Origin of the sequence: Mangrovitalea sediminis (assembly GCF_002514725.1) — a bacterium.
GTDB classification, from domain to species: Bacteria; Pseudomonadota; Gammaproteobacteria; order Pseudomonadales; family Oleiphilaceae; genus Mangrovitalea; species Mangrovitalea sediminis.
In genome coordinates, this window is record NZ_NTLB01000002.1 from 171,119 (window position 1) to 184,828 (window position 13,710).

13 protein-coding genes are annotated in these 13,710 nt (G+C 58.0%); 6 read left to right on the forward strand and 7 right to left on the reverse strand.

Features of this window, described 5'->3' with window-relative positions:
• Positions 1-9: 9 nt before the first annotated feature.
• On the forward strand, positions 10-636 hold the full coding sequence (yfbR, locus tag CLR77_RS06655) for a 5'-deoxynucleotidase (RefSeq protein WP_097459849.1): 627 nt from the start codon (positions 10-12) through the stop codon (positions 634-636).
• A gap of 182 nt (positions 637-818) precedes the next feature.
• Here yfbR and queE read toward each other — a convergent pair whose 3' ends face one another.
• Both queE and queC read right to left on the reverse strand, forming a co-directional pair.
• A complete protein-coding gene (queE, locus tag CLR77_RS06660; RefSeq protein ID WP_097459850.1) occupies positions 819-1,475 on the reverse strand; it encodes a 7-carboxy-7-deazaguanine synthase in 657 nt (218 codons plus the stop codon).
• Positions 1,475-2,137 (reverse strand): 7-cyano-7-deazaguanine synthase QueC, encoded by a 663-nt coding sequence (queC, locus tag CLR77_RS06665; protein ID WP_097459851.1) that lies wholly within the window; start codon positions 2,135-2,137, stop codon positions 1,475-1,477. The genes queE and queC overlap by 1 nt, the downstream gene beginning before the upstream one ends.
• A 315-nt stretch (positions 2,138-2,452) precedes the next feature.
• Between queC and CLR77_RS06670 the strand changes: the two genes are divergently transcribed.
• Together CLR77_RS06670 and CLR77_RS06675 are read left to right on the forward strand one after the other, a co-directional pair.
• Entirely contained in the window at positions 2,453-2,971 is a 519-nt protein-coding gene (locus CLR77_RS06670; protein WP_097459911.1) for a 3'-5' exonuclease, read from the forward strand.
• Between the two features lie 633 nt (positions 2,972-3,604).
• Positions 3,605-3,883 carry a hypothetical protein gene (locus CLR77_RS06675; protein WP_097459852.1) on the forward strand — a complete coding sequence of 93 codons (279 nt, stop codon included), beginning with the start codon at positions 3,605-3,607 and terminating at the stop codon, positions 3,881-3,883.
• 54 nt (positions 3,884-3,937) lie between these two features.
• Here CLR77_RS06675 and CLR77_RS06680 read toward each other — a convergent pair whose 3' ends face one another.
• The 3 genes from CLR77_RS06680 to CLR77_RS06690 all read right to left on the reverse strand — a co-directional run bounded on the left by CLR77_RS06680 (position 3,938) and on the right by CLR77_RS06690 (position 8,624).
• Positions 3,938-4,351 (reverse strand): response regulator, encoded by a 414-nt coding sequence (locus CLR77_RS06680; RefSeq protein ID WP_097459853.1) that lies wholly within the window; start codon positions 4,349-4,351, stop codon positions 3,938-3,940.
• A 97-nt stretch (positions 4,352-4,448) separates the two neighbouring features.
• Entirely contained in the window at positions 4,449-5,009 is a 561-nt protein-coding gene (locus CLR77_RS06685) for a hypothetical protein (RefSeq protein WP_227519835.1), read from the reverse strand.
• Positions 5,010-5,084: 75 nt separating this feature from the next.
• Entirely contained in the window at positions 5,085-8,624 is a 3,540-nt protein-coding gene (locus tag CLR77_RS06690) for a response regulator (RefSeq protein WP_227519836.1), read from the reverse strand.
• 202 nt (positions 8,625-8,826) lie between these two features.
• Between CLR77_RS06690 and CLR77_RS06700 the strand changes: the two genes are divergently transcribed.
• The gene (locus CLR77_RS06700) at positions 8,827-9,906 is read left to right on the forward strand and encodes a hypothetical protein (protein WP_143269370.1); all 1,080 of its coding nucleotides are present in this window, start codon (positions 8,827-8,829) and stop codon (positions 9,904-9,906) included.
• A 55-nt stretch (positions 9,907-9,961) separates the two neighbouring features.
• Here the strand turns inward: CLR77_RS06700 and CLR77_RS06705 are convergent, their stop codons facing one another.
• The gene (locus CLR77_RS06705; RefSeq protein ID WP_227519837.1) at positions 9,962-10,231 is read right to left on the reverse strand and encodes a hypothetical protein; all 270 of its coding nucleotides are present in this window, start codon (positions 10,229-10,231) and stop codon (positions 9,962-9,964) included.
• Positions 10,232-10,489: 258 nt separating this feature from the next.
• On the opposite strand from CLR77_RS06705, the gene CLR77_RS06710 reads away from it, so the two are divergent.
• Positions 10,490-10,831 carry a hypothetical protein gene (locus tag CLR77_RS06710; RefSeq protein ID WP_097459857.1) on the forward strand — a complete coding sequence of 114 codons (342 nt, stop codon included), beginning with the start codon at positions 10,490-10,492 and terminating at the stop codon, positions 10,829-10,831.
• A 27-nt stretch (positions 10,832-10,858) separates the two neighbouring features.
• Here CLR77_RS06710 and CLR77_RS06715 read toward each other — a convergent pair whose 3' ends face one another.
• Positions 10,859-12,145: a serine hydrolase domain-containing protein gene (locus tag CLR77_RS06715; RefSeq protein WP_097459858.1), complete on the reverse strand. Its 1,287-nt coding sequence runs from the start codon at positions 12,143-12,145 to the stop codon at positions 10,859-10,861.
• A gap of 213 nt (positions 12,146-12,358) precedes the next feature.
• Here CLR77_RS06715 and CLR77_RS06720 point away from each other — a divergent pair, with 213 nt between their 5' ends.
• Positions 12,359-13,567, forward strand: coding sequence for an HD-GYP domain-containing protein (locus CLR77_RS06720; protein ID WP_097459859.1), 1,209 nt, complete (start codon positions 12,359-12,361; stop codon positions 13,565-13,567).
• The last annotated feature ends 143 nt before the right edge of the window (positions 13,568-13,710 follow it).

Consider the following 13,710-nt stretch of genomic DNA (forward strand, 5'->3'; position numbering starts at 1 on the left):
GGAGTGTCGATGTCGAAAAGAGAAGCGGTTTCAGCAAAGCCTGCACGTCGCAGCCATTTCTTCGCCTATCTCGGTCGTTTGCGCTGGATACAGCGTTGGGGACTGATGCGTAATGCCATCGAAGAAAATGTGGCGACCCATTCCTGGGACGTCGCCGTACTCGCCCACGCACTGGCGGTGATCCGCAATGAGGAATTCGGCGGCAACGTCGATGCCAACGCTGTGGTCACTGCCGCGCTCTATCACGACGCGGCGGAAGTGATTACGGGCGACATGCCGACGCCGGTCAAATACCATTCCCCGGTCATGCGGGCGGCATTTGGCGATATCGAGGACAAGGCCCAGGATGAGTTGCTGGCGTTGCTGCCGGAGACGTTGCGAGAGGCCTTTTTGCCGTACCTGAAAGAAAGCCAGTGGCCGGAGGAAACCCGGCAGTTGGTCAAGGCAGCTGACAGGCTGTCGGCCTACCTCAAGTGCCAATCGGAGATCCGTGCCGGCAACCGTGAATTCGATCATGCGGCGGATCAGATCCTGGCCCGTCTCAAGGAAGATGGGCTGCCGGAGGTACAGTATTTCCTCGAGGTTTTCGCCCCCGGCTACAGCAAGACCCTGGATCACCTGCTGGCCCGGGACTGAGGCTGCGGTTGTGGCGTCACCGATGCCGGAAAGCCGGATGAGGGTACCCTGGTGTTCGACAGCGCTCGATCGTTCCGCAGTGGCAGTGCGATCATGCGGTCGCTTAACGGAGGGATCAGACCAGTTATGGGTTCGCCTTATCCCTGTCGATAGCCGTTGACAAAACAGCGTCGATATTAACGTCAATCGATACCGATAATCTTGTGCATCTGCAGTGTCAGTCGCCATTTTGGATGGGCCAGGCAATAAGCCGTGGCCGCCTGAGTATTACGCTCCTTTAGCGCATCCGGACCTTCTGGATGTAGCGGAGAGGCCATGGGGGACAGGAAGTAATGCAGTGCCTGGATGTGCTCGAAACGCTCGGGCATGGCCAGTGGCTGTGGATAAACCAGCTTGAGTTCGTCGCAGCGTTCGATGACCACTTCGGCATCGGCTTTGGGGCTGACACAGAGCCAGTCGATCCCCGCCGGCGCCGCCAGGGTGCCGTTGGTCTCGACGCCGATGTCGAAACCGCGGCTGTGCAGGGCATCGATCAACGGCGCATCCAATTGGAGGAGAGGTTCGCCGCCGGTGCAAACCACATAAGGCCGGCCGCCTGCCTCGGTGGGCCAGTGCGAGGCGATGCTCTCCGCCAGGCTGTCGGCGTTATCGAAGGTGCCGCCGTTCTGCCCATCGGTACCGACGAAATCCGTATCGCAGAAGTTGCAGACGGCCTTGGCGCGGTCACGTTCCCGGCCATTCCAGAGATTGCACTTGCTGAAACGGCAGAACACAGCGGCCCGGCCGGCCTGGGCGCCTTCCCCTTGCAGGGTGTAGAACATTTCCTTGACGCGATACATCAGGTCGTCTCGTAGGGTAAGGGGTCCCTGGCGCCATTCTCGGCGAAGGCTTCCAGCCGCTCCACGCAGGAGCCGCAGCGGCCGCAGGCTTGTTCCCTGCCGTTATAGCAGGTCCAGGTATGGCTGTAATCCAGTCCCATGGCAAGGCCCTCGCGCAGAATCTCGCCCTTGCTGCTGTACAGGTAGGGCGCGACCACGGCGACCGGTTCGTAGTTGGCAACACGGCAGACGGCATCCATCTTCTCGACGAATTCCGGGCGGCAGTCCGGGTAGATGGCGTGATCGCCCCCGTGAGCACCATACCAGACAGCCTGGGCTTCCAGGCTGACTGCGTAGCCGACGGCGAGCGACAGCAGGATCATGTTGCGATTGGGTACCACTGTGCTCTTCATGGTGACGTCTTCGTAGTGCCCCTCGGGAACCTCGATGTCGTCGGTCAGGGAGGAGCCGCGCATGATCTGGCGCAGGGCGGAGACGTCCAGTACCTGGTGGGGGACGCCCAGGTCGCTACAGACCTGACGGGCACAATCCAGCTCCCGGACGTGACGTTGTCCGTAGTCGAAGGAGAGCGCGTGGATGCGGTGTCCGGCGGCGCGCGCCCGGTGCAGCAGGGTAAATGAATCCATGCCGCCGGAATAGACGACCACCACGTTCTCTGTCATGAAATACTCCTCGTTCTTGCGTACGTGACCCCGCGCGGGATCTTCAAAAGGAACATTTTATCAGTCAATCAAGGTTGAGCAGAAATATCCTACCCGCAGGATAGAGCCTGCAGGCCAGGGGTTGCAGGCATCAGGGCCCGGTAAAAGGGACCAATCTGACAAATCAGTAAACTATTTACAGTCGCGTCGAGCGCCGACCCCGATTACACTGATGGCACAGGGATGTGGAAGGCTCAGGACGGCAGTTCCCGCCTGAACACTGGGTAAAGGCGGCCCTTGGGCAGAATGACGACAACGACAGAAACTCGCAAAAGCATGATGCAACAGCAGAGTCCGGTATTTATCGATTTCGAAGCCTCAAGTCTTGATCTGGTGGCCAGCTATCCCATTGAAGTGGGGTTGTGCCTGGCCGACGGTACCACTCACAGTTGGCTGATTCGTCCTCACGTACTCTGGCTCGACTGGTCGGAGAGTGCGGAGAAGATCCACCGTATTCCGCGCGAGCGCCTGATTGAAGAAGGTGTCGAAGCCAGCGATGTGGCGACGGCGCTCAATCAGCTGATTCCCGGCGTGGCCTATTGCGATGCCTGGACATTCGACAGCTTTTGGTTGCACCGCCTGTTCCGGGCCGCGCGGGTGACGCCGAGCTTCCAGCTGGAATCGGTCTCGATGATCCTCAATGCCTCGGAAGTTGCGCTCTGGCCGGATGTCCGTCGCCAGGTGATCGAGCGCCTGGACGTATCGGTACATCGCGCGGCCAACGATGCCTACATCCTTCTGGAAACCTGGAAGGACGTGGTGGCCGGCCGGCGGCGTTCCGCTTCTCCGTCCTGAAGCACCAAACCGCCGGTTTGTGCATCTTTTTGGGCTGGCTTCGCCCATAAAAAAAGTCGCGCTCGTGGGAGAGAGGCGCGACTGGAAGGAGAGCACAATGGAGTCGGTAACACCGACGAGACCGCAACGACCGTTGGCGCCGTCGCAATCATGACTCGAGTATGGTCTCCGCCTGCCTAACCGTCTGTAGGTGGTTTCCGAAGGCGCCTTGAGCAGTACATTTCAGTTTTAAAGTTGGGTTTTACCCGATAGACTTATTCCAACGATGAGACAGGATTGTTGTTCCCGTCAGGGACACTAAACGCGTATTCAAAAACGGCTGCATTCACGTGAAATCTGTAATCGACACGCATAAGGACCGGTTCCGAACCTGATGGCAATGACAGCCGGAAGGTTCGATGGTGGATCTTCCCGTTAAAAAACCCGGAAGATGCCACTTCCGGGTTTTTTTATGGGTGCTCGCCAGGAATAACACGAAGGGATGGGAGCCAGGCCGGAAACGTGTCGTCGATAACCTTGTCCACCGTGACCTGATCCCTGCATTCAGTCCATGCAGGGGGACTGTCGGGCCATGACTGGCCCGGCGGCAGTCCACAGGGATTGTGCTATCAACACTCGCATAGGAGGTCATCCATGAAAAGGCCGCATCGGCGTCCCAGCCAACCCCGTCCGCAAAACGGACCGCAAAAACAGGCACCGCTACGTCAGCCTGCCTCGCTGCCTTTGCTGGAAGCCATCTGTAAGAAGCTTAACCAGCGGGTCAATCGGGATGACGAGCAGCGTGTTCTGGCACTCTATGAGCGCGGCTGGATCTTCAAGGGCGTGTTATGCAATCTGGAAGGTGACGAGGCCCGTTATGTGCGAGCCCTGGCTGGCCGTTACAACTCCTGGATTGCCCGCCAGGTCGCCTGAAGTTAAGCGTTCGGCATAGGGATTGTCGCCCGCTGGCCACTTCGTGCAGCGGGATCAGTGACGATCCCGCATGTCCCGGATCAAGCTGTCATCCATGCCGTGTACCATCAAGTAGTTGTTCACGACATCCTGGATTTTTTCCTGTGAATAGGGTTTGACCACGTAGCCGTTTGCGCCGGCACTGATGGCCTTTTGGATGCTTTCGATCGAATCGTCCGCTGTCACCAGAACAATGTGCTGGCGGGGATTGCGTCGCTTGATCTCATGCATCACTTCATGACCGTCGCGATCCGGCAGGCCAAGGTCCAGCATCACGATGCTGAAGGCTTCGCCAGCGAAGCTATCGAGAGCTGAGGCCGCATCCGGTGCTTCGGTGATGCGGGCGGCGCCGACACGAAACAGCATCTCCTTCAACATCTGCCGCATGGTGGTGTCGTCTTCAACCACCAGGACACTCAGATCTTCCATTGCACACCTCATTGTCATTCTCTAGCCCGACGGATCTCATAGGGTTGTGCCATCGGCGTTTTATTTTGTTCCGGCTACAGCGGGCGCCGGGACCTTTTTATAAACCATCCTGCCGACGCGGCAAATCCAGCGCCTCAGGCAATTCCCCGCCGGTTCGGCGCTCATCGTCTTCGTCGTCGTCCGAGGGCCTGGCGTCGGACTCACCGTTCCAGGGCCGGGTCAGGATGCTGCTCACGCTGATGGCCGTTGTGTAGAGCGAAATAGAGATGATCAGCAAAATCGGCTGCACGAAGGAGACGAAGTCCGGCACCTTGTCGCCGCCGACAATGCGGATCATCAGAATCAGCGCCGGCCCCAAGACGATAAACAGTGTCAGCGCGATGAAGAACACAATGCGTTCACGGTAGCGGTCCAGCTCGCGATCCGCAATCAGGCTGAGCACGAATTTTCCGATGGCAAGTCCGCCGAGAATGGCGGCAGCGATCGATAGATCCGGCCGTAGCAGTATGCTCTGCCCCTCACCGCTCCACAAGCGCTGCAGCGCGATTATAAGGAACGGAAACAGGACGAACAGCACGTCCGAGTATGTGCCGTACATTTGGTTGAGCGTGCGGCTTTCGCGGTTGGAGCGCTCGTTCTGGGGGCGATATTCGTTCATGGCGGTTTATCCAGGGCTCTTGTCGTTTCTCAAAGTACCGGTATCGATACTTTCACTGTGTCGTTGTCGCTAATATCAATGCATCGGTGTCGAGGAACGCCGTGCCAGGGTATGGCGAATCAGGCGTTCCAACGCTTCCAGGCATTCGTGGGCAGCTGCCCAATCGGCATTCTTCAGCGCCCTTTCCAGGTCGCCGGCCTTTTCTGTCATCAGCGGGAAGCCCATGGCGCCCGCGGTTCCCTTAATCTGGTGGGCTTCGACCTGCAGGGCGGGCCAGTCTTCGTCGGCCAGGGCCCGTTGCATGCGGGCCTGACGTTCGGCGAGACCGTCGACGAACTGTTGGATCAGAGCCTGGATGGCATCATCCTCTTCGGCTTCCACCTCGGCGTCGGTGCGTCGTTCCAGGTGCTTACGTAGCAGTTCCAGCAATTGGCGCTGATCGATGGGCTTGTTGAGCACGCCATCGCAGCCGGCGTCGCGCAACAGGTCGATTTCCTGCTGGTCGCCGGCGGTAAAGGCAATGATCGGTCGCATGAAACCGGTCTGGCGCAGCATCCGTGTGGCATCCGGACCGTCCATTTCCGGCATGTGGCTGTCCATCAGGATCATGTGCACCGTCGACGCCAGGGCCCTTTGCACGACTTCCTTGCCGCTGGCGACACCAATGACGTTGAGACCGAAGCGGTGCAGCATTCGTTCCACCAGTCGCTGGTTATCTTCGTTGTCCTCGGCCACGAGAATGGTGCCGGAGAACTGTTCCGTTGCCATGCCCGTGGTTTCACTGCCGTCGTCGAGGGCCAGGTAGCGGGCCAGCGTCTCATAGAAACGGCGTTTGTCGATGGGCTTGGCGAGATAATCGCTACAGCCCGCATCGCGATAATCCTGAATGTCCTCCGACATGACATTGGCCGTGAGGGCAATGATGGGGGTGTTGACCCCGGCCTCGCGTATGGCCTCGGTTGCATCCCGTCCATTCATCACCGGCATCTGGATGTCCATCAGGATCAGGTCGAAGGTGTCGCGGGTGGCCGCCTCCAGCGCCTCAGCACCGTTGCCGACGTGCACCACCGTGGCACCGGTGCGCGAGACCAGAAGGTCCACCAGCTTGCGGTTGACCTCGTTGTCCTCGGCGCAAAGGATGCGGCCGTGAAGACGCGGCGCTTCGATCATCGGCAACTGGCGGCGGCGCTGTGTCATCTCGGAGGCATCGCGGATGAAATGCACCTCGTCCAGCGTTCCGCTGTCGATCGTCACTTCGAACTCGCTGCCTTCACCATAGGTGCTGTGCACCTGGATGGTGCCACCCAGCAGCTCCGCCAGGCGACGAGAGATGCTCAGGCCCAGCCCGGTGCCGCCATACTGGCGCGCGATAGCGGCGCTGCCCTGGGCGAAGGGGTCGAAAAGGCGCGCCATCTGTTCGGGCTTCATGCCGATGCCGGTGTCGATCACGCGGGCGACGATCTTCTCCTGATCGCGGTCGCAGCGGATCGCCACCTGAATGCTGCCCTTTTCCGTGAATTTAAGGGCGTTGCCGCAGAGGTTGATCAGTATCTGCCGGAAGCGGGTCGGGTCGGTCTGGATCGTCTCCGGCAGCGGGTAATCGCAGGTGATGGCGAAATCCAGGCCCTTTTCCCGGGCACGGGGTGCGAAGAAGGCTCGCACCTCATCCAACAACTCCGGCAGGTTGACCGTCAGGATTTCCACGTCCAGTTTGTTGGCATCGATCTTCGAGTGATCGAGGATGTCATTGATCAGGTCGAGCAGGTGACGTCCACTGCGGACGACGGTTTCCGCACTATGGCGTTTTTCCTCATCATCCAGTTCCGGGTCGAGCAGCGATTCGCCATAGCCGATGATGGCACCCAGCGGCGTGCGGATCTCGTGGCTCATATTGGCCAGGAACTGGCTCTTGGACTCGGCCGAGCTCTTGGCGATCTCCTTCTCCAGTCGCTCGTTCTCCCGCTCCTTCTCGATCTGTTCACGCTCCTTGCGTTCGGTAACGTCGACGACGGTCCCTTCCAGGTGGGAGGGGTCGCCGTTGTCGAAGTAAACGGTGCGGATCGAGATGTTGCCCCAGCGCTGTTCGCCGCCTGCGGTGATAAACAGGGCCTCGACGCCTTTGACGGTACCGTCTGCCCGCAGCTGCTCAAGGATGTCGGCGCGTACGTCCTCGTCGGCAACGAGGGCCGCCAACGCATCGGGCACATCCCGTTGCAGGCGCTTGACGTTGCGGTAACCCAGCATATCGGCAAGAGCCGGGTTAGCGTCGATGAAGCGTCGATGGCGAGAGATCTGGAAGATGCCTTCGATGGCATTGGAGAACAGCGACCGGTAGCGTTGCAGGTTGGCGACCGCTCGCTGGTTCCACTCCAGGGCTTCACGCTGAACGGTCTTGATCCGGTCAGCGAGGGCGAAGGACAGGAGTACCACCTCACAGATAACGCCGATCTGTGGCGCATGGGCAGTAATACTATCCAGGGGAAGATAACCAATCACAGTGATGCCATAGGCCCCAACCCCGACAAAGGTGAAAAGCCAGGCAAAGAAATAGCTCCAGGCAGAGGGGTCGTAGGCTTTCCAGGCGCGGTAGCTGACGACGATCATCAGTATCGCGAGGAAGATCGACAGGTAGACGGTCCACTTGATCGCCACGTGATAGCTGATAAAGAAGCTCAGCACCGTGCTTGCGATGACGGCATAGAGGGACAGGCGAAGGATATGGTCGAGGCCCGGGGCATGTTCCCGTGTCGAGAGGATGTCCCGCGCCATCAGTATGCCGAAGAACCAGGCAATCAGGATATCGAGGTGCAGGAAGCGTTTATCCAGGATGGCCGGTCTGGTTTCGAAGAACTGCTGCCCATGGACCTGCTCGGTGAGCACGAAAAGCGTCACGAAAAACAGGAAGGCGACATAGAGCCAGTGCCCGCGTTCCCGCACCGAGATCGCCACGAAGAGGTTGTAGGCAAAGATGGCGATCATGGCGCCCAGGAAAATACCCTGTATCGCCTCGTCGATGGATACCTTGTGGGTGTAGGCTTCCAGCGACAGCAAACGTAACGGCAGGCGGAACGTATTGCGCGTGTAGATGCGCAGGTAGATGGTGGTGACCTCGTCCTTTTTCAGGTGCAGCCTGAAGGTGGGGTTGGGCACCGCCAGGTCCCGCTTGTCGATCGGCACCGAGTAGCCGGTGTGACGCTTTTCACGCAATTGCTTGCCGTCATAGAGGTAGAGGTCGGCCTCATCGACGAGCGGCAGTGCCAGTTCGAGGACCCAGTCCCGCTGGGGTTGTTCTCCACGATAGTCCAGCTCGAAGCGGATCCAATAGGCCGAGCGGGTGTAGCCGAAATTCATGACGCCCTGATGGTGCTCGACGAAGTCGTCGCCATACTTTGGGGAGCGGACCTGATCGATGTCGAGCTTGCGCGTCGGGTCCTTGAGATACCAGATACAGGACGCCAGATCGTAACTCTGCTTTTCATCGAAAATCTGGATGGGACCGTAATGGCAACCGTCGGCGCTCACGGGTTTGGGCGCCGCCAGGGTCTGCAGGCTGAGCAGGCCAAAGGCGATCGAAAATAGCCATTGCCAGAGGGCAAGGGCCGGTTTTTGCGACAAAATGTGATCTCCCCGCGGGCAAAGGGACACGCGATCCGTTATTGTTTTCCGTCCGGCCGTCGGGGTCGAGTCTGTCGGCGCCCCGATCATTGTTCAATGTCAACTGTAGTCGGTGCGCGAGATTTTGGCACACTGTTGCCTGTCATCGCAGGTCATATGGCCGGCAAAACCGACCTTTTCGCCGATTTCCGGAGCATTTACCATGGCATATGCCGCAATACAGCCAAGAGTAACGGCTGTTCGTTTGATGAAATGGATGTTGTTTTTGGGGCTGTCACTGGTTGTTAGCGCTTGTGGAAACGGTGCCACGCCGAATACCTCGACGAATGCGGCTGCCTGTGACAATACCAAGGATCCCGCCGCTCCGGTGAACCTGAACCTGAAGACATTTGAGGTCGCGGTCGCCGACTTCCCCCACACGGACTACCTCGATTATTTCCGCGCCATTCAACCCAACAGCAGTGCTTCAGGCAATCCCGGTGACGCCCAGGCGATGGCTGATTCTATTGGGACCTTGATGCAACCCTTTATTGCATATAGCGGCACGCCATACTCCAGCTATACCAAGGTGCGTAATCCACTGGATCTGATTGATGATCTGATCTCCACGAATGCGATTGATAATTTCAATATCGGGAGGCAGTACATCGCGACCTGTATTGCGGCGGGAAATGCCGTCAAATACAACAACAATTCTGTTGCGTTCAGTGATATCAGCGCGGGTACGACGGACCCGAGCAAGGACTTCTACAACAACTGGAGTTACCAGCTGTCCTGGACGACGGAGCCGGATTATGGAAAGGTGACGCGGGTTATCCTGGCTCGGCAGCTTGTCATCGATAACACCTCGAAGCTGCCGCAGGATATTTCACTGCAGTCGATTTACGATCAGAACACCTTCAGCGCCTCCGGATACAATGCGCCGCAGTCCAATATCTTCGGCTATACGCTCTACAACGGCGATAGCGGTAACAGTAAGACGGTTATGAACTTTCGCCAGACCTTCGTGAAAACCAATACGGATGAGCTGGATCTGGCGACACAGGCTTCTGACACCTCTGCAAGCAATGCGGCGACATCTCCTCCGACGTTTCAGTTTGATGGAAAGGCGATTCGGTGCCTTAAGGCAACCCTGGATTATTCGGCGATGACGATGACGATTCTGACGTCCACCAATGCGCCGACAAGCACCGATCAATCCTGCTTTGCGACGACGCCAGGTGGGTCCGTTCAGAAGACGTCTTACGCAACCGACCCCACTGCGGCAGCGAGCCGGCAATAAGCCGGCCCGCTGGCGTATGCGGTGATTCAGCAAATGTCGGAGAGCGGTCCGTCTGTCAGATGGATTCGTCCATGCCCCATCGGCGCATAAAACCGAGCTTGCGATCGATCATGCGTTCATAGGTGTCGATAATGATGGCGCTGTGCGGTGTAGGGGCCTTGCGGAGCGCGTCGATGCGCTTTTCGAGCAGCACGACTTCCCGGTGCAGCTTGGTTTGGACGTGGTCGCGAACGCTGTCGAACTGATCCAGGGCCGGAAGGCGGTAGCCGCTCCGCTGTCTCTCGTCAGGTTCTGCCAGTAATGTATCCTGATGTTGAATCAACATACCATCTCATCCCTGTATATGATGCGTTATCCGGTTTTTCTTTTTTATTTGTCCGGTTACAGACCCAGCGCCAGCCCACTAAAGGTGAATGCGGGTTCATTCTCTCGCGATATTTTTGCTAACGCAAGTTTAAGAGTGAGCGATCGTTCATAAATTGTTTGTGGCCCGCCTTGCGGGCAGTTTCTGCTAAGCTCAGTGACATTGATGTTTGTCGTTTATGCCCTGAGACCTCTTATTTACCGGTGAGGATGACGCACCATGACCAACGCTACCGTCGCAGATGCATTACGCGAATTCATGTCGCTGATCGAGTTGCTGGACGATGCCTACTGGGAAGCTGGTACCGTCCAGCATAAGGATACGGTTTACGACATTATCAGCATTTTCAATCAGGAGATTGCCGAGCTGAACAAGCTCAGCATTCAGGATCACCATTTTCCCTATGAGATCATCACTGAAGGCATGCGTCGGGTCGTGCCCAAGCTGGAGCGCCTGGACGAGCGTAAGGACAACATCATCCAGCGTACCCAGACGTTGATCGATTTCCGCGAAATCCTGTCGCTGGTGATGAATATCCTGGCCGAAGAGCGCGACTACTGAGAGGCTTCGGCCAGGCTCCTGAGGGGGTCAGGCTGCAGAGGTGAGGGCTGATCCCGACGCTGCCGGACACTGCTGTCCCACGGTCCAGACAAAACGGGCCAGGGCCGGTAGGTGATGCGCCAGGATCGGAATCCCGGTCGTCATCAGCGATATTGAAATATCCCGCACCGGATCCGCCCAGCACCATTTGTTGATCAGTCCGACATGGCCGAAGGCCGCTCCCGTCTGCTGTCCCCAAATTCCCACCGGATCGTTGCCCAGCATGAAGCCTGCGCTGAACCGCATGGGAACCATCAGGGTCCGATCCAGTTGCATGGCGCCAAAAGGCTGAATGGCGCGTCGTATCGTGTCTGGATGGCAGATGCGCCGGCCGTTCCACTCTCCGCCATTGAGCATCATCTGGAAAAAGCGGCTCATTTCCTCTGCCGTTCCCACCAGGTTGCCCGCAGGAATCACCGCTTCCTGAAAGCGGGGATCGTTGGTGACCTGCGCCACGGTTTCCAGGTTCGCGCCCAGGGCCCGTTTGACGACCCATGAAAGCGGGAAGGTCGGGCGTGGACCTGTGGCGTAGTTTATGGCCAGTTGATCCAGGTCTGCGGATTCAATGCCGTAAGTGAAGCGACGCATCCCCATCGGTTGCCGCAGTTTTTCGTCGAGAAAGGTTTCGATCCCGCAACCGGTTACTTTTTCCAGGACCCTTTGCAACACAAAGCCGCCAGTAATGGCGTGATAGGCGACGGTGCTGCCGTCCACGGTGATCGGTTTTGCCTGGCAAAGCAGACGCCAGATTTCGTCGCGATCCCACAGTGTGTCCAGGGGGGCGTTGCGGGGGAGGCCGGGAATGCCGCCCCGATGGGACAGAATCTGATGGAGTGTGATGGCACCTTTGCCGTGTTGGGCAAACTCCGGCATGTAGTGGCTGACTGGGTCATTCAGGTTGACCAGATTCTCCTCTGCCAGAATATGCATCAGCAGGGCGGTGACCGCTTTGGACGCGGAAAAGTAGCAAATGGGCGTCTCGGGTGTGAGCAGGGTCTTGGGAGCATTGCGGGCATCCTCCGGCCCGTTTCCCCGGGCATGTCCTATCGCCCGCTGCATGACGATCTCGCCTCGGCGCCGGAGGCAGAGTTGAATGCCGGGCTGGGTGCCGGTCCGATAAAGGTCGAGAGCGGCTCGCCAGATGGCGTCAATATTCTGATGGGTGAGACCGACTCGGTGGGGGTCGATCTCCCGGTCACTGTCGATGGTTGTGACAGCCTTCAGATCCTGGGGAATGGCACTGATATGGAGAGCCTGTCTGACCAGTTGCTTCATGTATTCAGTTCCTGACACGGGATATTTTATTGTCATGGTTTGTCGTCAGCAGTGACATAATAACGTGGTCTTTTCGCGGCGTTGATTCGATGGGGTTCGTCGAAGTCGCCCGTTGCCACTGGCGTCATCTGCGAAGTGGCGCGGTTTGGAAATATCCTCTATCTCTTAATGGATATAATAAAAGGGTAGCACGCTGCCAGCTTTGGACACGGCATGATCAAACGTATCGCGGTACAACACCTCGAGGTCGGTATGTTCATTACCGATCTGAATAATGACTGGATTCCCCACAATAACAATCGCCGGCGTGGCGTTTTGCGCTCCGACGAGGTCATTGCAAAGATCCGTCAGATGGGTGTAAAGGAGGTTTACATCGATACCGCCAAGGGGCGGGATTCCAGCTTTGCGGTGCCGCTTAGCGAAGTCGATGCGAAGAATGAGTCGCTGTTGCAGAATGCGGGATCGCTACCGCCCGTCACGCGTAACCGTGTGTCGCGGGAAGAGGAGATGATCGTTGCCCACCGTATCCATAACGAAGCCCAGGGGCTGGTCAGCAACGTGCTGGAAGGCGTCAAGCTGGGCAAGGCGATCGACCTGAGCTCCGTCAACGATCTGTCGGGCGAATTGCTCAACTCTGTGCTGCGCAATCATAATGCCCTGACATGCCTGGGGCGCATCCGGGAAAAGGATAACTATCTCCTGGAGCATTCGGTCAACCTGAGTGTGCTGATGTCGATTTTCGGCAAGTCGATCCAGTTGCCGGTCGATGTGATGCACCAGACGGTCGTCGGTGCGCTGCTCCATGATATCGGCAAGATCCTGACGCCGGACGAGGTTCTGCATAAGCCCGGCAAACTCAGCGACGATGAATTCCGGGTGATGAAGCAGCATGTCGTCCATAGTCGTGACCTGTTGCGAAATACCGACGGCATCGGTGAACTCACCATACTTACGGCAGGGCAGCACCATGAGCGTATGGATGGTTCGGGTTATCCGGACGGCCTCAAGGGCGAGGAGATTTCGCCCTACGGCCGCATGGTGGCCATTTCCGACGTCTATGACGCCATTACCTCGGATCGGGTCTATCACAAGGGCATGACGCCGAGCCAGGGCTTGAAGAAGCTGCTGGAATGGAGCGGTAGCCACCTCGACCGCAATCTGGTGCACCATTTCATTCGCTGTATCGGGCTTTACCCGATCGGTTCCCTGGTGCTGCTGGAGAGCGGCCGGCTGGGTGTGGTGGTCGAGACCAATGAGGACGACCAGCGGCTGCCGACGGTCCGTATCATGTATCACACCCGTTTCCGTCAGTTCGTTAAAGTTGAAACCCTCGACCTTTCCCGGCCGTCCGTCCAGGATCGCATCGTTCGGGCTGTCGATCCGGAAGACTATCGCATCGACGTTCGTGACTTTTTGACGTGAGGCCTTGGCGCGGCTGTTTCGCCCTATAACGGTGCGCCGTTTTCCCGTGACGCCTTATCGTGGGGCGCGAAGTGAGGAGGTGGTACCGCTAAGGGCCCGATTTTGTGACCAAATTGTCTTGGCATGTCGCTTGCTCTACTCAT